This window comes from Paenibacillus sp. Soil766 (assembly GCF_001428105.1).
Taxonomy (GTDB): domain Bacteria; phylum Bacillota; class Bacilli; order Paenibacillales; family NBRC-103111; genus Paenibacillus_E.
In genome coordinates this window covers 86,830-110,867 of record NZ_LMSJ01000021.1, presented here as the reverse complement: position 1 = coordinate 110,867, position 24,038 = coordinate 86,830, and the positions used below count along the sequence as shown (strand labels likewise).

Below are 24,038 nucleotides of genomic sequence, written 5' to 3'. Positions count from 1 at the left end.
CGTTGGCCTACAAAAATAATAAAGTCTATGGAGGCTCATCCGTGTATGGGGGAATCGGCAGTACAGCAAATCCTAGTGTAACGGAAGGGAAAGTGTTCACATGGCAAACGACCAGCACGAATTCACTTCCGGTTCCACAGTATGTTCCAGTCTCAGGAAGGAAGGTTATTTCTGATCTTTTCGTCGGTCCGGATGGCAATATATGGGGAATCGCTGAAGGGAACTCATCCACGGATCCATCTCGCAATCTGACAGCTGACTTATTCATTTTTGATCCGAATAATCCGGATGCCGCTCATACAACGATTTATGCGAACAAATTCACTTCAAGCGGCAGTGTGAGCTGGCAAGGTGGGAAGATGGTTGTCGGCAAAGACGGCAATGTCTACGTGAGTATCGGTGGCAAATTGTATGCGATTGATGCCAGTTCGGCGACTAAGGATGCAGTTATGTTGGTCTCTACCGGTGTATCACTGCTGACTGCGGATGCAAATGGTTATCTTTATTACGTCAAGTACGAAACCAATTTGTACAAATTCGATAAATAACCAGCCATAAAAGTAATGAAGATGAAAAGAAGGCCAGGGAAGTAAATCATCCATGGCCTTGAAATCGTATAACATTTATTCTGATGGGGGAGTAAACGTTTTGCGTAATTGGAGGAGCTCTCGTCCATCTGAATTAGACTACTCGTGGATGCCAAAGTACTTCTTCATTTCATTTAATTCATGATTAACACGTTGTGGAATTTCTAGCAGAAGCTCCGCCAACGACACGAAAACCGATTCGTCCCACGCATATTCGATAAATTCCATCGTTGGTCGAAAACGAAATGTCTGCAGATAGCGTTCTACCAACAGATTCGTTTCCTTATCCGTAGTCATCTTATCCCGTAACATGTCTGGGACTAATAAACCTGCGCTGCCCGCTGTCTCATAGGTGCATGTATGTAAATTCGGGACGAGTTCTAGCATAGCGAGAAGTGGGGAAAAAGCATGTTTTCCGGGTTGAGCGTAAAGTTTTACCTGGGTTGGATTATTATCAGATACATTGCTGCGATCCTTAAGTAACCCTTTGAAATATTTGCCATGGAAGCTGCACTCACAATTGACAACACTGCCATCGCGCCCAACATAAATCCACACATGTTCCAGCTCGTACAAATGCTCGATATCATAATCCCAATAGATGGCATATTCAATGACCTTTTCAATCCTGGCATCCGACTCGAAGCTGATCATGCGACGAAAGGAAAGGGATGGACCGTCTTGTTCGAATATCGTTACCCCAACGCGAACTGGAAAAAATGGCTCCAAGCGATCAAATAACAGCTGAGGTGCATACGTTTTGACAAGCGCCAAATCGAGATTTATTTGCTGATCTTGCATACTTGCTTCCTCCTCATGACTTAATGAATCGATCTTACATTAAGTATAAGAAAAGTAGCATTGCCTACCTTAAATTATTCTAGATGAATCTATAAAATTATTGGAATAAAATGACATGGATCTCCTTATGGCCGAATCGTAACTCGAGTATGAATGGGGACGAGTTGCGAGAGCTGCAGAACATCCTCGTTATACATTCGGATACAACCGTGACTAACTTCCCTTCCGATCGAAGAAGGATCATTTGTTCCGTGGATGCCGTAATGGGGTTTAGATAGGCCCATCCAGAAGGCTCCGAATGGACCTCCAGGGTTAGCTTGTTTATTTATGATCGTATATTCGCCTTTGGGTGTCTTCGTAACCATTTTGCCGATTCCTACAGGGAATGACCTGGTAACCGTATTTCCATCAAGTAAATACAGATTACGGTCGGATAAATCGACGATAATTCGATAGTTTGGCATTTGCTTCGCCTCCTAAGCACTATTCTATGCATGCCAAGTTTCGGAAGTTAATACAAGACAAAAAAGAGGCAGCCGACAAAATCGGCTGCCTCTGCCACGCTAACGAAGGGCTGTATAGAAGAGCAGGGATGAAAAAAAGAACCTGATTACTTAATCAGGTTCTTTCATATTGCATATTAATAAACACGATGATATAATCGATTTACGAATTTACTTTTTCTTAAAAACATAAATAGTACATCTTACATCCTAATTGTAGCATGCCAATGAAACAGTTGTCAAATGTTTTTTATCATATCATAGTTGGGAGAGATTTGAATGAGTTCTTTGGTTCTCAGGTTTCAGGAAATAGAAAAGACACAGCTTTTACTCGTAGGTGGAAAAGGGCTGAACTTAGGGGAATTATCAAAAATGGAAGGCATAGAAGTCCCGGAAGGATTCACTATCACAACAGTAGGTTATCAAAGGGCCATTGAACAAAACGAATTCTATCATGCCTTGTTGGATCGACTAACCACCCTAAAAGCAGATGATCGAGATCAAATAGCTGAAATCAGCAGACAGATTCGACAAATTATTATGGATGCAGAAATTCCTTCCGATGTCGTGAAAGCAGTTACTCACTATCTCTCCCAGTTCGGTGAAGAACATGCGTATGCTGTTCGTTCTAGTGCGACTGCAGAAGATTTACCGCATGCCTCTTTTGCCGGTCAACAAGACACCTATTTAAATATCCATGGCCTCGATGCCATCTTGCAGCATATCAGCAAATGCTGGGCTTCTTTATTTACGGATCGCGCGGTCATTTATCGTATGCAAAATGGAATCAACCACAGTCAAGTATATCTGGCAGTGATTGTTCAACGGATGATTTTCCCAGAGGCTTCGGGGATATTATTTACCGCTGATCCAATGACGTCGAACCGAAAGTTGCTATCCATCGATGCCAGCTTCGGACTTGGAGAAGCGTTAGTCTCTGGTTTGGTATCTGCGGATAATTATAAAGTTCAGGCCGGGGAAATCATCGATAAGCGGATAGCAACCAAGAAACTAGCTATTTATGGACGAAAAGAAGGCGGAACAGAGATCCAGCAGCTGGATCCTGATCAGCAAAATGCGCAAACACTTACTGAACAACACATTTTACAATTAGCCCATATCGGAAGACAAATCGAAGCCAATTTCGGTTACCCTCAAGATATTGAATGGTGTTTGGCTAATGATACATTCTATATTGTACAGAGTCGTCCAATCACAACGTTATTCCCTATCCCTGAAGCGAATGACCAAGAAAATCACGTCTATTTATCCGTTGGACATCAACAAATGATGACAGATCCGATTAAACCTTTGGGCTTATCTTTTTATTTGCTAACGACTCGTGCGCCTATGCGTAGAGCTGGTGGAAGGTTGTTTGTTGATGTGACACAGATGCTAGCTTCACCCACTAGGAAAACGATCATTGATACCTTGGGTAAATCTGATCCGCTCATTAAAGATGCACTCATGACTATCGTAGAGCGGGAAGATTTTATCAAATTGCTACCAGATGATGGTAAACAAATACCTAGTCCCAGTAAAAACAATGAAGATCAATCCTCTTGGGAATTTCAATCACTTATTGAGAATGACCAGACAATCGCTTCAGATTTGATTAAGCGAAATCAAGCATCTATAGAAACGCTAAAACAAGACATTAAAGCGAAATCAGGCACCGATGTATTTGATTTTATTTTAGAAGATATCCAAGAATTAAAAAAAATTTTATTTGACCCGCAAAGCTCTGCAGTATTTATGACAGCTATGAATGCTTCCTCATGGATCAATGAAAAAATGAACGAGTGGTTGGGTGAAAAAAACGTAGCCGATACGCTTTCTCTATCTGTAGCAAACAATATTACGTCGGAAATGGGTCTGGCACTAATGGATGTTGCAGATGTGATTCGCCCTTATCCAGAGGTTATTGATTTCTTACAGCATGTTAAAGATAATAACTTCTTGCAGGAACTTGTTCAGTTTAACGGGGGACAGGAGACGTTAGACGCTATCCAGACCTATCTCGATAAATACGGCATGAGATGCGCTGGTGAAATCGATATGACGAAATCGCGTTGGAGTGAAAAACCTCTTACACTTGTTCCGATGATTATGGGTAACATCAAAAACTTTGAGCCCCACGCAAGCACGCGTAAATTTGAGCAAGGACGACAAGAAGCTTTAGCCAAAGAACAAGAGTTAGTAGAACGATTGCAACAATTGCCGGATGGTGAACGAAAAGCAGCAGAGACAAAGCGAGTGATTAGCCTAATCCGTAATTTCATTGGTTATCGGGAATATCCCAAATACGGCATGATTAATCGTTACTTCCTATATAAACAAGCATTGCTAAAGGAAGCCGAACAACTCGTACTAGCGGGTATTATTGTTGAAAAAGAAGATGCATACTATCTCACTTTTGAAGAATTTCACGATGTCGTACGCACGAATAAATTGGATTACCAGATCATCCGTAAACGAAAAGACGAGTACAACGTATATGAAAAACTAACTCCGCCGCGTGTTATTACGTCTGACGGTGAAATCATTTCGAGTACGTACAATCGAGACGATCTCCCTACAGGAGCTCTAGTAGGTCTGCCCGTTTCCTCAGGTGTGATTGAAGGACGCGCGCGTGTCATTTTAAACATGGAAGAGGCTAATCTAGAAGATGGGGACATCTTAGTTACCTCCTTTACTGACCCCGGCTGGACACCTTTGTTTGTATCGATTAAAGGACTAATTACAGAAGTTGGCGGACTGATGACTCATGGCGCCGTTATCGCGCGTGAATATGGGTTGCCGGCTGTTGTCGGGGTTGACAATGCGACCAAACTGATCAAAGATGGACAACGAATTCGTGTGCATGGAACTGAAGGGTATATTGAAATATTGTGAATAGTGAGAATCACTTTTAAATCTGCTCCCTTATAAAGGATACTTACTGTGATCTCACGAATATTGAAGTTGTAGATTATTAAGTAAGATGGTTCTACCTACATGAAGAGGAGCGGATTAGGTTGACACAAGAGTGGCAGGCAAATTGGCTGACAGATCGTCCTTTTGTACATTTGGAAAAATCTTATCTCTACCATAAAGAACTTCAAGAAGGTGTAGTCGAACCTCATCGTCCGGATTTACAGCATCACCATTGGTATGTAAGAAATGCGTTTATTTTGGATGATAAGGTATTGGAAGAGGAAGAGATTTGGCTACATCTGACGGCAGATGATTATTATAAGCTGTATATCAATGGGGAGTTCGTCGCTCAAGGGCCCGCACAGAGTGATGCGAAGCATTACTATTACAATCGTATTGATATACGTCCGTTACTGAAGGTTGGAAAAAATGCAATTGCCATTCATGTCTACTATCAGGGGATGTTGAATCGGGCTTATAACAGCGCCGACTACCGGCAAGGTCTCATAGCCGAGCTCTGGGCAGGTGAGAATTTGCAAATAAAGACGGATCGTAACTGGAAAGCGAAACGAGTTCATGATAATCAGCCAGGTGTGAAGTTCGGCTATGACACGCAATTCACAGAGCATTTGGATGCAAGGGAATCGATGCGGGGATGGACTGAAGTTAGCTACGACGATTCAGATTGGGAATACGCTGAAGCTGTGGAGCATACCGATTATACATTTGTTCAGCAGCCAACTCCGCTGCTTGCCGTCTATAATCAAGAGCCTTCGCGCGTCGAACGGCTTGCACCCGGTCACTATTTGATCGACTTCGGAAGTGAGCTGACAGGCCAATTCGCCATGAGTGCCCAAGGAAACGCGGGAGAACTTGTACATATTATGTCAGGGGAGGAACTGATGCTTGGTGATCAAGCAGTTCGTTTCGAAATGCGCTGCAATTGCCTGTATCATGATCAGTGGATATTATCCGGTGATGTAGTCGACTTCGAAACGTATGATTACAAAGCATTCCGCTATGTGGAAGTGCAAGGACCAGAGGAAGCGCTGAGACCTGAGTCGTTCCACGCAGTAGTCAGGCATTATCCTTTAGATGAGCAAAGCTGTATACTTCACAGCTCGGATGAATTGATGAATCAAATTTTTAACATTTGCAAAAATGGTGTCCGATACGGTTCTCAGGAAAATTTCGTGGATTGTCCTAGCCGAGAGAAGGGTCAATATCTAGGTGACAATACAATCATTGGCCACTCCCATATGCTGCTAAGTGGTGATTTAAGATTATTTCGGAAAGCAATTGAGCAATTTGCTCGTAGCTCTTTCGTCTGTGGGGGGATAATGGCCGTAGTACCGGGACATTTCATGCAGGAAATAGCTGATTTCTCTTTGCAGTGGCCGATGCAAGTCATGACATATTATCGATACAGCGGGGATAAGGACTTCATTCAAGAGATGTACCCCTATGCGGAAGGCTTGCTGCAGCATTTCAAGAAATTTGAGCGTGAGGACGGATTGCTTGAAAATGTCACGGACAAATGGAATCTGGTTGATTGGCCGCAAAACTTACGTGACAACTATGATTTTGAACTGAGCAGGCCAGTCGGTCCAGGCTGCCATAATGTCATTAATGCCCTATATATCGGTTGTGTAAGCATCGTAAACGAGATGCGGGAAATACTTGGTGTTGCCTATGAGAATCGGCTGCCAAAATTAAAAAAGAGCTTCTTAAATGCTTTCTATGATGAGAAGCAATCCTTGTTTAAAGATTCGGAGCTGAGCACACATCATGCCCTGCATGCCAATGTACTCCCTCTATTGTTCCATATCGCACCAAAGGATTCTGTCCGAGCTATTGTTGATATGATTCGGACTAAGCGGTTCGCATGCGGAGTTTATTTCTCCTTCTTTGTGATGAAAGCTCTAGCAGAAGTCGAAGAGCATGAGTTGATCTATGACTTGCTATCAGCCGACGATGAGCATTCCTGGGGGAATATGATTAAAGAAGGAGCAACGACCTGCTTTGAAGCATGGGGGAAAGATCAGAAATGGAACACGAGCTTATGCCATCCGTGGGCAAGCGGGCCGGTTCCCGTGCTGATTGAGGATATTATCGGCCTAAAACCTGCGAAGCCAGGGTGGCAAGAAATTTCATTCTGTCCGAAGCTTCCAGCTAGCTGGACGTCATTTTCGCTTCAGTTGAATGTGCCAACAGGTACAATTCAACTCCGGTATGAGAACGGTGAATGGACCGAAAGCTTCCCGCAAGGCATCTCAGTCAGAAGGGGCCAGAGCCAACAAATTGTAAATAAGTGAGGTCAAACCTTTCTAGCCGGCTGACGATTAATTGTCAGTCGGTTTTGTTTTGTTTCGATTGAAATGGACGAATACCGAAGAATTGATTTGCTCCATAACAAAACGTCATATTTAAGTCATAAAATTCCATTTATAACCAGTAATAATAAGGATATACTTAAGTCACATATTTTAAGAATTAAGAGGTGGGAGTGAAGGAATGATCTTCAACAAAAAATTGATAATTGTAGTGAAGATTTGTGTGTTCATCTTCACTTTTCTGCTTATAAGTGCATGTGGTCAAACAGAGAAATATGAAACCATTGAGGTTTTTGCAATAGAAACACTTGATAATAATCAAAATGATAAAGGATTCTTTGAACAAACGGGTTACAAAATAGTGAATGCAATAACCACTATTGAGGAAGGGAAAACCCATATGAAATCGGATATTAAATCCATTGAGGATTTTTATGATATGGAAGGTAAGTTTATACACACAGAATTAATCCATTCCTATGCAAACAAATCTAAGCTGTTGCTCACTGAAGAAGGAAATACGTCTAAAGAAACGCTTCAGGAACCCTCTACAATCCTTATAGCCCCTGGAAGTGCAAAGAATTTAAAATTAAACAATATGACACAGGAAGAACAAGATCAGGTGAAAAAACATGTGTTAGCTTTTATGGAAAAGCTATAAGTGCTACACGTATCTTAATTGAAATGCTCTTGGAAAGGACAAAAATGAAGAATAATAAATGGCTCAACATTATTTTTGCAATATCCATACTAGGTAATTTTCTATTGGCCTTTTTCTTGAATAACAAGAATGAAAGCGATAGACAAACTATGGAACAGATTGCATTTAGGGGTATTCAAAGTAACTTTATACAGCTGGAAGGCTCCATAACCTATCAAATGGAGACTGGCTGGGGTAATCAAAGTTATGTCACTGAGAAACTAGAGGATGTGATGGAGGGCATAGGTTTAATTATTGAAATTGGTAATCGTTCAGGTGCCTTAAATAAAGATAATGAGAATTTGCTCAGGGAACTACAAGATTATTTGAGTGATTATAAAGAAGACACTGGTTTTCCAAATGCTGTATTAAGCGATAAGGAACGAGATGATTTCATCAAGTTAGCTGAGAAGTTGCGCTCATCGGGATGGGGGATGAATCTGGGGTACGGATCAAGTTGGAAGGATTTTGAACAGAAGACAAGAAAATTGCTGAACTAACACTTTCCAATCGTGAACATTAGTTGAATAACTCACTTTATAAGGCTGCTACGTGCAGCCTTTTTGTGTTAACAGGCCTGTCACCTTAGAAAAATGAACCTAGTTTAAGTAAGGTGACATGCAATTATTAAGAAAAGACAGCAGAGCAAAACGTGTCTATTTGCAAGAATTCCATGGCAGGATACGATGATAACGCCAGCACAACAGCAGGCTCACATTTGGAAAGGGTGAACACAACATGGAGGAAAGAGGGACGCTATTAAATAAGAAGATAAGCCAACGGAAGCCAATTCCAACCAAGCCGATTTCGTCGACATTCCGTGGCCGGTTGATACGGGATAAACATTTGTATCTGATGCTGCTTCCTGTCATCGGGTTCTATCTATTGTTTAAATATGCTCCGATGGCTGGCGAGATTATTGCATTCAAGGATTACCGATTCGCCGACGGCATCTTCGGCAGCGAGTGGGTAGGGTTAAAACACTTCACAAGCTTGTTCCAAAGCATTGATTTCTGGAGAGTATTAAGAAATACGTTGCTGCTCAACGTGTACAGCCTCGTTTTTGGATTTCCGGTACCCATACTACTCGCAATTCTGCTTAATGAGGTACGCAAGGAATGGTACAAACGGACCGTTCAGAATCTGCTCTACTTGCCTCATTTCATTTCATGGGTTGTTCTTGGAGGCATCTTCATTGCTATGCTTTCACCAAGCACGGGTGTTGTTAATATGTTGCTGACGAAGGTACTTGGCATCGAGCCTATTTATTTCATGGCCAGCTCTAGCTGGTGGCCTGTTGCTTACACGTTATCAGGCATATGGCGGGAAGCGGGCTGGGGCACGATTCTATATCTGGCTGCAATAACATCCATTGATCCGCAGCTATACGAGGCAGCCAAGATGGACGGCGCATCGAAGCTGCGTCAGATTTGGCATATTACCTTACCGGGTATTCGCAGCACAATAGCTATTTTACTTGTACTCCGTATGGGGCACATGATGGATGTGGGGCTTGAGCAGACACTGGTCCTTCAGAATATGTCTGTCTTGGATGTTGCCGATGTCATTAGTACATACGTGTACCGAGTCGGTTTACAGAATATGAATTACAGCTATACGACGGCTTTAGGACTGTTCCAATCCGCAGTTGGATTGATATTGGTCGTAGGCGTAAACAGATTGACTCGAGCGTTCGGAGAACGGGGGTTATGGTAGGATGCAAAGTTTATACAGAAAGCAAACCCTTTTATCCCGTCTAGGGACGTCTGCTAATTATGTGATACTTGGCTTTCTTTCGTTAATTGCTTTATATCCATTCTGGTATGAGGTTGTATCTTCTTTCAGCAGCAGTAGAGCTATTACAGCGGGCGAAGTATCATTATTGCCGGTCGAATTCAATACAGAGGCATATAAGCGCCTTTTCCAGGATGGGCAGCTCTTTGTTGCGATGTGGAATACGGTGCTGGTAACTATAATCGGCACACTGCTCAATATGACACTTACTTTATTGGCTGCGTACCCACTTTCCAGACGAAGACTAATGGGGCGAAATGGGCTGCTTATTTTCATCACCTTCACTATGCTGTTCGTCTCGGGTGTAATCCCGAATTTTATACTAGTTAAATCATTAGGACTTATGGATACCTATTGGGCGTTATGGCTTCCCTCATTAATCAGTACGTACAACATGTTTGTGATGAAAACATTCATGGAGGGTTTGCCGGAAGAAGTGGAGGAATCAGCTTCTATCGACGGCGCTGGAGATTGGCGGATTTTGATTCAAATCATATTACCATTATGCAAACCGATCATAGCGGCGATCTCACTCTTTTATGCGGTAGGCTGGTGGAATTCATACTTCAATGTATTGCTCTACGTTACCAAAACAACCAAGCAAACCTTAACGCTAAAGCTCTATCAAATGATTTTACAGGTTGATCAGAATCTCCTTGATCATGCATCCGGCAGCGAGGGCGTTGCGGAGATGACGCTTACGCCCGAAGGGATTAAAGCGGCGGCGATTGTCATTGCAGTCACGCCAATTCTGATCGTGTATCCGTTCTTGCAGAAGCATTTTGTCAAAGGTGTCTTGATTGGATCAGTCAAAGGCTGATATCTTGGGACAATAGTCCTTGATATATACCACACAATATTTATTAGGGGGATGGAACCATTGAAAATGACTAAACATACGTGGAAACCAGTTCTTGCAGCAAGTATGTCTTTAGCAGTACTAGCTGCTTGCAGCGCCAATTCGACGACAGACGGGGGCAGTTCAGCAAAACCCCAAGGAAGTGCAGCTCCTGCGGCAACAGCGGCCGGCCCGAAGAAAGAAATCAGCATTTCTGCTTTTGATCGTGGAACAGTAGCCTCAGAAGAGGGCAGTTACGAAAACAACCGTTGGACAAAGTGGATAAATGAGAATTCGCCGGCTAAGGTAAGTTGGATCCCAGTCCCCCGTGCACAGGCTCAACAAAAGCTGAGTACGCTGGTTGCTTCCGGGAGCGCACCTGATCTCATTTGGGAATATGACCGCAACTATATTGCGCAATTGGCTAACCAAGGGGCTATTCAACCTATAGATAGTTATATCGAAAAGTATAGCACGACTATGAAAAAGTATTTGCAGGAGCATCCTGAGCTCAAATCAGCTTCGACGATTAACGGCAAAATGTATGCAGTCACTAGCAGCCGAAGCATAGAAGGAATTGCCAATCATGGGATGTGGATTCGTCAAGATTGGTTGGATAAGTTGGGCTTAAAAACGCCAACGACAACGGAAGAATTGATCGAGGTGGCCAAGAAGTTTAAGGAAGCAGATCCAGACGGTAATGGTAAAGCAGATACAGTGCCTATTGTGTTTAATGGGAACGGAGTGCAAATCATTAGATCACTCTTTTCCGTGAATGAGAATCAATGGTATTTGGAAGAGGGCAAGCTTAAGTTTGGCAGGACGTTGGATCGTTACAAGGATTCCATTGCCTATCAGAAAACATTATTCGATCAAGGTTTGCTAGATAAGGAGTATATCACGGATAGCAACTTCCAACGCGCTCGTCAAATGTGGACGACAGGCAAAGCAGGTATTTATTTTAGTTCATGGAATATGCAAAACGAGTATATGGATCTTAAGAAAAATGTACCCGATGCCAAGATGGTTCCTCTAGAGCCGGTGGCTAGTAAATATGGGAAAACTGGACTATACCAAGAGCTTCCGGCCAATATTTTGGTCGCCTTTAACAGCAAGATGAAAGAGGATAAAATCGAATCCGCTGTTAAATTCCTCGATTGGATGATGGATAAAGGGGACATGGCGATGAAATATGGAGAGGAAAATGTCCATTTCAAACTAATAGACAGCAAGATCCCGCAAGTCATTGATGCTGACAAATCCCGTAAGGAAGTGTCTTATGCATCTGAGTATGCGATTGTAACCGATTTTAGCCTGAAATCCGACTGGTTCCCGATCATGGCTGCTCAGGATCCTCTTTCACAGGAATATGCCAAATTGAAAACACAGTCACTAGATGTGGCACTCAAAAACAAATACCGTAGAGACATAGCTTTTAGCCCGGATATTCCGGAAGTAAGCCAACTGATCGCCACGTTCCATCCGATTGCTACGCAAATCGAGGTGAAAGCCGTAACCGGAGGCAGTGCATCAACCCCAGAGGCTGCATTGGATGAGGCTCGTAAAGAGTGGAAGCGTCTCGGCGGAGATAATGTGGAGAAACTTGCACAAGAGTGGTATGAGAAGAACAAAGAGTTCTTGAAATAATCAGTGCACGTCAAATAGGTATAAATGAATCTCCGGGAAGGCTGCATGCTTTATAAGTAGGCAGACCTTCCCGTCGTTGTTCTACAAACCGAATGGAAAGGATTGTTCAACTTGCGCGTAAATGAGACTATTCTTGATCACAAAGCACTTCTGATAAAGGCCATCACGGCCAAAGAAAGCGAGTATGATTCTCAGTTTTGTATGATTCGTCGTCCTTTTCATAGCCCTGGGTATCATACTACGCTAACGGCTAAGGATCACCCGACGACTCATCCGACTTATCCATCACTCCTCTATGCGGTTGGCTTGCTAAATACGGAAATGCCGGCATATGAACAAAGGGCGTATGATATTATTGGCCGTCTGTTATCCTTGCAGGATCGCAATCCTCTAAATGATACCTATGGGATATGGCCTTGGTTCTATGAAGAGCCGCTTACACAAATGGCACCTCCGGATTGGAATTGGGCGGATTTTTGCGGCAAGGAACTGCTTCTTGCAGTACTTCGTCACGGTCATAAGTTGCCCGAAGCGCTGAAAGAACAGATGCGAGAATCGATTAGCATCGCATGTGACGCGATCATTAAACGGAATGTTGGACCGCACTATACGAATATTGCGATCATGGGGGCATTTGTGACCTTGATTGCTGGTGAGCTGTATAATCGGAAGGATTATGCAGATTATGGGCTGGAACGACTGGTGAAGCTGCAGCAGTATACGGTAAAATTAGGGACATTTCAAGAATTCAACAGTCCTGCTTACTCTATCATTGCTATTGTGGAGCTGTCTAAAATTCGCAAGTATGCCCTCCATCCACGTGCAAAGGACATAGCCGGCGAATTGTTAGATATGGTCTGGCGAATGGTGGTGGAGCATTACCATCCGTTCTCCCAGCAATGGGCTGGTCCTCATAGTCGCAGCTACAGTACATTACTGACGAATAAAGCCAAATCCTTCCTGCAAGTAGCAACAGATAATAAACTGGTTTTCTTTGCCTCTGACGATTTGGAATATGATGCGGAGTGGTTTGGCAGTGAAATTCAATGTCCGAAACCATACATTGATCAATTTACACGAGTAGAGGAACGTGAACTTAGGGAGCCTTATTATCGCAATGAGGAGACTGGATTCGTAAAATGGGCGGAAACTTACATAACGCCGAAGTACGCGATCGGAGTTTTCACGAAAGAGATCATGTGGAATCAAACAAGAGGGATGGTCGCTTATTTCGATAATGGCGGGCAGCCTACATATTTGCAAATGCGTTGCTTACATGATGGATATGATTATTGCTCAGCTGTTCTCAGTGTTGCAGCCAGCCGCAGCCATCTGCTCTTAGGTATAAACTTTCTGACGAACGGCGGGGATACACACCCAAATTTGGATCGTATTCAAGGCCGTATAGAAGCGACTGATTTCCGAATTCGAATGGAATTTGGTGGTTGCTTAGAGCGTATGAACATTGAGCAAAAAGGCGCTGTAGCGCTAGTGCAGATCAACGGACTGCCTTTACGTTTCGAAAGCTTATACGCTTCCTTTGAAGGTGCAGAAGAGAACCAAGAGCACAGCGGCGATATCAACGTATCTTCCACAACCGCAGGTTGGGACTGGGAATGGAGAAAACAGGGAGATACATATGGACTAGATCTGGTTATTTACGCAGGAGAGCGGCAAATCATAGACTTCCAAGCGATGGACAAAGCTGCATTTATATTCATGTTAGCGATAGGTGACTCGGTTAATGACGTGCCTCTGATTCTCCTTGAAGAAGAAGCAGAGCAAGTGACAGCAAGAGGTGTTGACAATCGTGCAGATGGCTCACAGCAACAGTTGTCGATTTCCTTGAAGCCAAATGACCAACATCCGAATTAGGGAACGACAAAAAGGAAGAAGCTCGCCAAATGAATGGCTGTCTCCTTCCTTTTTTCCTTTCTTAGAAGTGACCAATTGATGAATCAAGTTACATCTTTTAAGACATGTATGAAATACGGTGTTGAATTGCACTCTCTGCGCGTTGGATCGAAAGAAATGCCACGTCCGACAAAAACTGTCTATTGTGATTTCAACTGCATTTGATAAGGTTATTCTCACCAACCGATAGAACCTAAGAAAGGGGTGACGGTAGGAGAACGTGTGACTTCGTTGCATGCAAAAAAGTGATGATCTAAGAAGACTATTCAATAGGGAGAAGGGAGTTCTCTGATGCTAAAAAAAGTATGTCCCCTGTTCTTAGCAATCTTATTGTTTATGCAAACCATAGGCATGATATCGACTGTCGCTCCTATCACGCATGCGGCAGAGTCGGAAGTGCCAAAGATACTGAGTGGTAATACATTAGGCCAGTTGTTTCCCGACAATACACCGGTCATGGATACTGGAGCTGCATATACATGGCAGCAGGAAGGGAGTAATGCGACAGATACCGGACTTTACGCTACAGATCTAGGCGATGCGGCTCACATGACTGACGGTTCTGTAAGCGTTGTCACTTCAACCTACAGCCAATCAGGAGCAGCTCACGGAACGCTGGTCTATGACCTGCGAGCCGTATACCGCGTATCCGCCCTGCAGGTTTGGTCTGAATTCTCGGAAGCAAGCGGTTTAAAGCAGGTTGAAATTTATGCAAGTATCGATGGTGTGAATTATAACCGCGTTGCGCTTACCGAAAGCTCATACGGTGATGATGAAGGCATTGTTCCGGTGTCCAGCAACATCAAGCCTGTCCCGTATGCTAGATATGTGAAGGTCATCCTGCACAAAAATCCGGCGAAGCTCAAGATGAGCATTGGAGAAGTGGCGATATGGGGTGACGCTGCGGAAACACCGGCGATTCTAAGCAATAACCAGTTAAAAGCTGGCGGTTATTATGCCGTAGGCATGCCAAAGCTGGATACAAAGGCAACCTATAAATGGAGCACTGAACAGCCGTTTGTGACCCAATCTGGTTTAATAACGAGCGACAATGAAGCCGGTGCGAAGAATGATGGAAGCGTCAGCGGTTTGCCTGATTTAATTGATGGTTCTAGTACAGAGGAAACAGCTGATACGGTAGCCAGTATGGCTGTGGGCTCACAAGGGAAATACGGTACAGTAACTTTTACATTAAATGATATGTATCAGATCGGGAATATCGATGTGTGGTCCAAAGCAGACAGCGGTAACTTCATGGACGGCTATGAGGTGCTGTTAAGCGTCGATAACGTCAACTATTTCTCCAGTGGATACACAGCCAATCCTAACAGCCGATATGAAAGTGCTATGGTCAATACCTCTTCCTACGGCATCCCCGGTAAGCATGCGAAATATGTAAGAATCATTATGCATAATGCTAATGACTCCGATCGACTGATTGCGGGGGAGATCGCAATTCGGGGCTGGAAGCTATATGATGCAACGCTTGCTAAGAAAGACACCCCGGATCAGGTGGCATTCACGACCTATGTGAAAAATTACAACACGTTGTATCTGGATTGGTCTGCGTATAATGCCGTAATTAACAAGGTCAACAAATACAACATATACATTAGGAAGAGTGATTTTACATCTACAAACCAGCTTTCTGCTCACGTGACAGCCGATAACGGATCTGTCGAACAGAAGGGTAAATTTCTGCTTATTTCTTCTCTAGAGCCAGAGACGACTTATTACATTGCGATAACTCCGACGAGCACAGCCACAGGCGAACGCAAAGATGTCAGCACGGTCACAATTACCACACCAAGCGTACTTGGCGGGGAGAAGGTCGGGGACATATTCGCTATTAACGATACCCCCTATGGCGGAGGAAACTATGTTCAGCACGGGAGTAAAGAGGATGAGAACATCATTCGCAAGCTTATTCTGACAAGAGGCATCGAAGGGATTAACTTCAACCGTTGGTGGGTTCATGATTCTTGGGTCAAAGCGTTTTCCAATAAATACGGGGTTGGGTTCCATACGTTTTACCATGGTCCTCAAGATGTTCCGATGGAAAATAAGCAAGGAACTTGGTCCTTCTCCACGGTTAATGAGCCTGACTTAAAGGGGACTAATCCTTCGGCACTGGCCTTACAGTTTAAACAAAACCACGAGAACCTGAAAGCAGTGGATAGTCGAAATTTACTTGTCGAGCCTGCTCTTGGCGGAACTGAACCGTCAAGTATGACTTGGCTGGAGAACTTATACCAATCAGACGGGCTTAATGGCGCTTTAGTGAAGAGCTATTTTGACGTGCTTGATGTTCACCCCTACGTAAAAAACCATGAAGGCAGCTTACCTGGACTTATTCCAGGTGCACCAGAAATGCTGATAAAGAAAATTGAAGACATCCAATCACTTAAAGCCAAATATGGCGATCAAGAGAAGCCAATTATCTTCACGGAGCTAGGATGGAGCACCTATTCCGGCAGCAGTTATCTACGTCCAGTGAATCCAATCACACAGCGCGACTATTTGGCTAGAGCCTATATGCATGCGATCGCTGGTGGGATAAAGAGAATGCACTGGTATGATTTTCAGGATGACGGACTCGATACGACTAATCTAGAACATAATCTGGGACTCATCGACTGGAACGGCATTCCGAAACCAAGCTATTATGCTTACTATACGATGTCCAAGGTACTGAAAGATGCCAAATATATTGGCGTTAAGCCGGGCGTCGAACATCCCTACTATGGATATGAATATTGGCATGAAGGAAAGAACCAGTACATCACTTCGCTCTGGGCGGCGGATGAATCTACCAAAACAGCGACATTCAAAACGAAGGACGCAGGGCTTACCGTTGTGGGTATAGACGGAAGTTATACCTATTTGCCGGTCAGCGAAGGCAGCGCAAGCTTAACGATTAATGGTGCTCCTGTGTTTATTTACTCCAGTTCGAGTCTGGAAATTTCATCCATTGATGATTCCTTTGTGTTAAAGAAACCTTCAGTAGATATAAGACGTGGAGAGGTTATCCATACCGCGATCAACAGATTTGGCATGGGTGTGGAGTTGGACGGAAGGTTGGAATTAATCGGGCCATCCGATGAATGGAAGTTGGAAGGTGACGTGGATTTTACGGCCGGAACGACAGCGATTCCGATTACTATTCCTGTTCCGCTCAACGCGGAAGAGAAGCTCCAAGAGCTTACGATCCAAGTGGTTTCAGGCAATTCGCTGATCTCATCTGTGAAATTAAAAGCCAATGTGCTGGAAACCATCAAAGTCCGCATGGTGCCTGAGATTGCAGTACCCGGGCAATGGGATCGATGGCATGCGGCAATTTATGTGGAGAATGCGACGGAGGACAAAGAGCTTAGCGGCACGATAAGCGTTACCGAAGCTGTTTATTTGGTCTTAGGTCAAAGCAGTCCAATAGCTTTCAATGGGCTCTTACCCGGAGAAATCAAGAAAATAACGATTCCGATCACTGAGCTTCCAGAACAAGCAAGGGCCAAGATAAAGCTAAAGGTGGAGTTGGAGAGCGGATTTACGAAGCTCGTGGAGAGACCATTTAACTTTCTTGCAGCGGTGAACGACCAGACGGTTCCGACTATAGATGGCACGCTGATAGAGGCAAGCTGGCATAATGGTATGCCCATCATCATCAACCGATCAGATCAAAATAAAAACATTGCCAATTGGGGCGGAGAGCAGGATTTAAGTGGTAAGGGCTATTTGAAGTGGGACCGCAATCATCTCTATTTCGGTATGGAAGTTCAAGATAATATTCATGTTCAAAAAGGAACTGGCGGCGACATGTGGCAGGGGGATAGCATACAGTTCTCCATTGATACAGGAAGAGTTAACGGCAGCGGCAGCGCGGAAAACAACGAATTCGGAATCGCGCTTGGAGAACAAGGCCCGATGGTCTGGAGATGGTTGTCAGCTAACGGTAAACCGACAGGTGAGATGACGACTGTGCAAGGCGCGGTCACTCGCAGCGGCAACGCCACCACCTATGAGCTCGCGATTCCGTGGTCAGAGCTGCTGCCTGAAGGCCAATCCCCACAGGACAAAGACATTTTCGGGTTTTCTATGTTGATTAATGAGAATGACGGTACTACCCGACGCGGTTGGCTTGAATACATGAGCGGGATTGGTTCCAGCAAAAATACGCAATTGTTTGAAGATTTAATACTCACCGAAATCGCTGCGCCTGAAATCCGGGTAACAGGAGTTACGCTGGACCAAATGACAGCATCCATAAATGTGGGAGAAACGACCGTCCTGAATGCGACACTCCTTCCTGGTAACTCAACCAATAAACAGGTGCACTTTACTTCGAGTAATCCAGCCGTAGCAAGCGTTGTGCAGGAGGTATACGGTCTGCAAGCAACCGTAACCGGCAATTCAGCTGGTACGGCAACAATTACCGTAACGACAGACGATGGTAATTATACGGCGAATAGTACGGTGATCATCAAGGGACCAGTAACAGACGGTAAGGTGCAAGTAACAGGGGTTACCATGAACCGCTCGACCGTAAATTTGAAACAGGATCAAAAGATCTCGCTGAACGCAAAGGTCCAACCAAGCAATTCTAGCAACAAGACGGTCCGCTTCACTTCGAGCAACCCGGCGGTTGTAAGTGTTGCTCAAGAGGTCAACAAGCAGCATGCAACGATTACTGGATTGTCAGCTGGTACGGCGACGATAACCGTAACGACAGATGATGGCAGTTATACAGCGAGCAGTATAGTAACCGTCAAGGCACTTTCAAAAGGTGATGACATACCTTCTGCAACAGATTCCGACGAAGCTATTCCGGTCCTGTACGATACATTCCAGAGAGGAGCTTTGCCATGAGATTTATGAAAAAGAGCGGTTCTCTAGTTGCATTTGCCATTCTGCTCGGTGTGCTTTCCGTTCTTATCCCGCTGAAAAATCATAATGTTAAAGCAGCAACTGGTGAAAAGGTACTAAGCGGAAATGTGATAGGAGGAGCACTTTTTCCTGAGGGAACAGCGGCTATTGCTACGGGAGCAACCTATACATGGTTGACAGAAGGGAGCCATGCGACGGATCCGGCACTGATAGCTTCAGATGACACCACAGAACCGGATATGACCGATGGTAATAATGGTCCTGACGACAGCACAAGCAATACAACGGGGAGCGCGGAAGGCACCGCTGTTTTCGGGACGCTACTATACGACTTGAAATCCGTTTATAAGGTTTCAACGGTGAAGGTATGGGCCGAAATGGATAATAACAGTCGAATGAAGAATATTGAGGTGTATGCCAGCTTCGACGGAGTGACCTACAACCGTGTGGGAGCTGCAGACAATGTGAATACGATAGGCTCCGGATATGCCCACGTTACACTTGCCGTAAAGCCTGCTGTTTATGCCCAATATATCAAGATCATTATGCATAATGACCCGGCCAAGGAAGTCATGAGGTTGGGGGAAGCAGCTGTTTATGGCGATACCCTAGAGCCGATGGCCATCTTGAGCAATAACTATTTGAGAACTTCCAACTATTTGTATAATACGTCTCTTCCCAAAATTGCGACAGGCGCATCCTATGAGTGGTTGACCGATCAACCGTTCGTTACAGATGGGGATTTAATCAAATACGATAACGATGGCTCTAAGAATGACACGGTAGGAGGAGCACCAGACTTAATCGACGGTTCCAGCAAAGAATCCGACGCTGCTTCTACAACCAACTCGATCTGGGGTTCGAAAGGGAAGTTTGGTGCTGTTGTTTTCAACTTAAACGATGTGTATCAAATCGGGAAAATCGATGTGTGGACATTGGCATCAGGCGGTAATAAATTCATGGATGGTTATGAGGTACTTGTTAGTACTGACGGGGTGAACTATACGTCTCTCGGTTATACACCTAATGCGAACAGCCGAACAGCGAACGTGATCGTGAATACACCAAGCTACGGCGTTCCAGGTAAACATGCGAAATATGTCAAAATCATTATGCATAATGCGAATAATTCGGAGATCCTTACAGTCGGAGAGGTGGCAATCTGGGGCTGGAAGTTGTACGACTCTACGCTTCCAAAAAAGTCGACACCTGATCAAGTTGAGTTTACTTCGGAACTTAAAAATTACAGCACACTAGTTCTGGATTGGTCCAGCTACAATAGCGTCGTCAACAATGTGACCAAATACGGCGTATATCTAGAGACCTCATCTTTCTCAAGTACAGCAGGGCTAACGCCGAAATTCACGGCTGAGGCCAAGTCACTTGAACAGGTCGGTAAATACTTATCCTATTTCGCACTGAAGCCGGAAACCACCTATTATGTAGCTATAACTCCTTTTCATTCAACTGGTGGAGAGAGGAAAGATGTTGAGACGGTGACAATTACCACGCCATCCGTTCTTGGAGGGGAGAAGGTTGGAGATATATTTGCCATTAACGATGCCCCTTATGGGGGAGGAAACTATGTGCACCATGGCGAGACGGAGGATGTGTTCCTGATGACGAAACTCCGACTTCTACGAGACCTTGGCGGAATCAACAAGAACAGATGGTGGGATCACAGCAGTGCAATGAAGACGTTGTATGGCAAAAGTGGACTAAATTTCCACTACTTTTATCATGGACCGGGTTATGTTCAGTCGGATAATAATGGGGGTGCCTATACATTCTCAACGTACAATGAACCTGATCTTGCTAAAAGAGATCCGGCCGCTGTAGCAGCTGCACTCAAGGCAAACCATGACAGCTTGAAAGCAGTCAGCAGCAAGAGCTTGCTTGTAGAGCCTGCTCTCGCCGGCTTGGATCGTTTAAAAGCGGATGAGGGCTTGAACTGGCTGGACGCCCTGTATAATTCAGATGGGCAGAACGGCGCCTTGGTGAAAACATATTTCGACGTCATGGATGTCCATCCTTATGTTAAATATGAGTATCCTGCTGTTCCAGGGCTGGAGCAAGGCGCACCTGAAAAGCTGCTCCAATCATTTCAGGAATTAAAAACAGTCATGGCGAGCCATGGTGATGGCGAAAAGCCAATCGTCGTTACCGAGCTAGGCTGGAGTACTTATACAGGAGGAAGCTACCTGAAAACGGTGGATCGATCCACCCAAAGAAATTATTTGGCTAGAGCTTACATGCATGCCATCGCAAACGGAATCCGGACGATGCACTGGTATGATTTTGCCGATGACGGTACGGAAACCAACAATTTGGAGCATAACCTTGGACTGATCGACTGGAACGGTAAACCAAAAGAGAGCTACTACGGTTACTACACCTTGATTAGAGTACTTAAGGAATCGACATATTTGGGTGTTGTATCCAATGTGGCCAATCCTTATTATGGGTATCAATTCTGGGATGAGAATAAGAACAAGTACATCACATCTTTATGGGATGCGAGCTGGAAGACGGCAAGCAGCCCATCCCGAACAGCACAAATAGCGACTTCTGATCCAGGTGTAACCATTGTTGGCATTGATGGAAGTTACAAATATCTGGAAGCAGTATCAGGAGTTGTAAGCGTGCCACTGACCGGAGCGCCAGTATTTATCTACTCCCTTGCCGGGGTAACTATAAATTCCATCAACTGATAAGAAGTCCATATTTTCCCTCTCGAACAGTCGTGTTAATGGTACAATAGGAACAAAACAATGCGACCGAACGGAGGTCCACCATGAGAACCAGCATTTCCGGAAAAGCCATGATCTTATATGGTATTGTATTCCTCTTCATCATCACTCTGACCTTCTGGTTGTCCTACGCCGGGACTGTGGGCAGGCTTCAGAAGGACTTGGAGGATGCTAATCTTGCATTGCTGAAGCAGGTTGATTCCAAGGTAGAGGCAGCCTTTCGCCAGACGGAGAAAGATCTGCTCTCCATGGCCGAAGGGCTGGAATTTGTTTATTTTATGAATAACAGCTACAGTGATGACGGACACAGATACAGCATCTACTATACATTGACTAACAGGTTGAAGGAATTTATTTGGAATAATCCCAATTATTCTTCTGTATTTGCGTACTCACATATCAGTGGCGACTTAATGACAGAGGAAACCTATTTAAAGCAAGCATCGTCAGAATTCAATTGGTTGGCTCAGTACCTCAATATGCCTGAATATTTCAAGTGGCTATCGACTCAGAAGGTATGGGATGGCCATGAGACCCAAGATGTGATTACTTTGGTCCGCAGTTTTCCTAGCCTCAGCAGTCCTGGCTTCAGGAAAGGTCTCATGGCTATTAGCATCAAAGAGGCACAGTTGTTTCAGATGATACAAACGATCTATGAGGACGGCCACGGTGGTCAATTTTTCATCCTGGATGCGGAAGGGAATGTCGTAACGCATGACGATAAGAGTCAGCTTTACCGCAATATGAAGTCGCTGCCGTATATACAGACGATATTAATGGATCCAGGCAGCGGAGCGCTCAATATGAAGTTGGATGGAATTAAGGAGTCTGTCTTTTACCGGACTAGCGGGTATACAGGTTGGAAATTTGTCAGCATAGTGCCCGAGTCTGCCGTATTTGAGCCGATCAAGGTTACACGGAATCTACTGCTCACATTTGCCGTCTTGATGTTCTTTTTAGCATTGGCCGCATTATTTTATGTGAACCGTTGGACCTTTAAGCCACTGGACCGTTTGGCGGGTAAGCTGTCTGGGTTGAACAAGCGTAGAGGGCATGGCGAAGAGAGTATAGGACTCAGAAACCTGGAGCATATATTCGATGAAATGGTAACGGACCGCGAGCATTTGGAGCAGCATGTCAGGGATTCAAAGCCGATGCTTAAGTGGAAGATTATGATGGATGTATTGAATGGTAATCGTTCCGATTTCCATGCGATGTATCATCATTTGGAATTTTTGGGGATTCACATGTATTCTGAGCGCTTTATTGTTTGTACGGCTGAGATTGGCAAGGAAGGTGAACAGCTTGCCCCTCGCGACGAAACGTTGTACACCTATATGTTTTGTAATGTCGCAGAGGAACTGATTCGTACTGAGCATGCAGGTTTAGCAATCGATCTAGGAGGCGGCCAGGCGGCTGTCCTTCTCAGCTTCGCGGAAGGCGATGCAGAGCAAAATCATTTGAGAACATTAGTCATACTTGAACTGATTCTTGATATCATGAAAAGACAGTTTGGTTTAACGGTAACAGTCGGAGTCGGTAAATGCCGCATGGAGATGAAGGAAATCCCGAATTCCTTTGATGAATCTCAGAAGGCACTTCATTATAAAATGATCTTCGGTAAGCATTCGGTTATCTCGGTAGACGACTTACAGCCGCCAGACAGACAAGATTATTATAAGCTCAGTCGGATGATCGATCCGGTAATGGAAGCCATGAGGCAAATAGATCGCGTCAAGATGCTCACCTACTTATCGGAGACATTCCGTGAAGCAGTGGAGAGCAATCTTCCTCCAGAGCTGATTAGGCAGCTATGTTATGACCTTGTGATGAAGTCACTGCAAACTGTTAAATCTATTGGGATTGAGCCGGAGATATCGATGGGGCCGCTAAGCAACTTCTATGACCGAATCGGGAAATGTGAGAACTGGAAGGATGCAGAGCGGCTAGTGGGTGATACGCTCGAAGGCTTGGCTGCACAAATTGAAGAAAAGCGCAATCAACGAGGGAAGAATGAGACGATCGAGCGAATGCTGGACTATATTCGAGAGCATTATCAGGAATATGATCTGTCCTTAGACCGGTTGGCTGAAATGTTTCATCTCACTCCGCCTTACATCAGCAAACTGTTTAAGGATCACACGGAAAGCAATTTTATCGATTACATGATCGAGATTCGCATTAAAGCTGCCATGGAGCTTTTGAAAGATAAGTCGATTAAAGTAAATGACGTTTCGGGAGCGGTTGGATATGCCAATACGAGAAGCTTCCTGCGCACTTTCAAAAAATATACAGGCGTAACTCCAACCGAATATCGGGAACATATGTTGAAGCCCGTTTCGTCATAAGTTGCAAATAAACGGGTATCACCTGC

General features: G+C 44.4%; 14 protein-coding genes. 12 read left to right on the top strand and 2 right to left on the bottom strand.

The window, feature by feature from the left end; translation table 11 throughout:
* Window positions 1–41 precede the first annotated feature (41 nt).
* The gene (locus ASG89_RS16850) at window positions 42–548 is read left to right on the top strand and encodes a hypothetical protein (RefSeq protein ID WP_057311865.1); all 507 of its coding nucleotides are present in this window, start codon (window positions 42–44) and stop codon (window positions 546–548) included.
* Between the two features lie 138 nt (window positions 549–686).
* Here ASG89_RS16850 and ASG89_RS16845 read toward each other — a convergent pair whose 3' ends face one another.
* Both ASG89_RS16845 and ASG89_RS16840 read right to left on the bottom strand, forming a co-directional pair.
* Entirely contained in the window at window positions 687–1,388 is a 702-nt protein-coding gene (locus ASG89_RS16845) for a hypothetical protein (RefSeq protein WP_057311864.1), read from the bottom strand.
* Between the two features lie 125 nt (window positions 1,389–1,513).
* Window positions 1,514–1,852: a L,D-transpeptidase gene (locus ASG89_RS16840; RefSeq protein WP_057311863.1), complete on the bottom strand. Its 339-nt coding sequence runs from the start codon at window positions 1,850–1,852 to the stop codon at window positions 1,514–1,516.
* Window positions 1,853–2,170: 318 nt separating this feature from the next.
* Between ASG89_RS16840 and ppsA the strand changes: the two genes are divergently transcribed.
* The 11 genes from ppsA (at window position 2,171) to ASG89_RS16785 (ending at window position 24,012) form a co-directional block, all read left to right on the top strand.
* Window positions 2,171–4,786 carry a phosphoenolpyruvate synthase gene (gene ppsA, locus ASG89_RS16835; protein ID WP_057311862.1) on the top strand — a complete coding sequence of 872 codons (2,616 nt, stop codon included), beginning with the start codon at window positions 2,171–2,173 and terminating at the stop codon, window positions 4,784–4,786.
* Window positions 4,787–4,908: 122 nt separating this feature from the next.
* Window positions 4,909–7,122 (top strand): family 78 glycoside hydrolase catalytic domain, encoded by a 2,214-nt coding sequence (locus ASG89_RS16830; protein ID WP_057311861.1) that lies wholly within the window; start codon window positions 4,909–4,911, stop codon window positions 7,120–7,122.
* Between the two features lie 199 nt (window positions 7,123–7,321).
* Complete coding sequence (locus ASG89_RS16825) at window positions 7,322–7,801, top strand: hypothetical protein (protein ID WP_057311860.1); 480 nt, start codon at window positions 7,322–7,324, stop codon at window positions 7,799–7,801.
* A 44-nt stretch (window positions 7,802–7,845) separates the two neighbouring features.
* Complete coding sequence (locus tag ASG89_RS16820) at window positions 7,846–8,340, top strand: hypothetical protein (RefSeq protein ID WP_057311859.1); 495 nt, start codon at window positions 7,846–7,848, stop codon at window positions 8,338–8,340.
* A gap of 238 nt (window positions 8,341–8,578) precedes the next feature.
* Window positions 8,579–9,556, top strand: coding sequence for an ABC transporter permease (locus ASG89_RS16815; protein ID WP_057311858.1), 978 nt, complete (start codon window positions 8,579–8,581; stop codon window positions 9,554–9,556).
* Between the two features lies 1 nt (window position 9,557).
* Complete coding sequence (locus ASG89_RS16810) at window positions 9,558–10,454, top strand: carbohydrate ABC transporter permease (RefSeq protein WP_057311857.1); 897 nt, start codon at window positions 9,558–9,560, stop codon at window positions 10,452–10,454.
* 66 nt (window positions 10,455–10,520) lie between these two features.
* Window positions 10,521–12,119: an extracellular solute-binding protein gene (locus ASG89_RS16805; protein ID WP_057311884.1), complete on the top strand. Its 1,599-nt coding sequence runs from the start codon at window positions 10,521–10,523 to the stop codon at window positions 12,117–12,119.
* 111 nt (window positions 12,120–12,230) lie between these two features.
* Window positions 12,231–13,994, top strand: coding sequence for a hypothetical protein (locus ASG89_RS16800; RefSeq protein WP_057311856.1), 1,764 nt, complete (start codon window positions 12,231–12,233; stop codon window positions 13,992–13,994).
* A 330-nt stretch (window positions 13,995–14,324) separates the two neighbouring features.
* Window positions 14,325–18,896: an Ig-like domain-containing protein gene (locus tag ASG89_RS16795; protein ID WP_057311855.1), complete on the top strand. Its 4,572-nt coding sequence runs from the start codon at window positions 14,325–14,327 to the stop codon at window positions 18,894–18,896.
* A complete protein-coding gene (locus ASG89_RS16790) occupies window positions 18,893–21,625 on the top strand; it encodes a discoidin domain-containing protein (protein WP_057311854.1) in 2,733 nt (910 codons plus the stop codon). The genes ASG89_RS16795 and ASG89_RS16790 overlap by 4 nt, the downstream gene beginning before the upstream one ends.
* An 83-nt stretch (window positions 21,626–21,708) precedes the next feature.
* Window positions 21,709–24,012, top strand: coding sequence for a helix-turn-helix domain-containing protein (locus ASG89_RS16785; protein WP_057311853.1), 2,304 nt, complete (start codon window positions 21,709–21,711; stop codon window positions 24,010–24,012).
* Window positions 24,013–24,038: the final 26 nt, after the last annotated feature.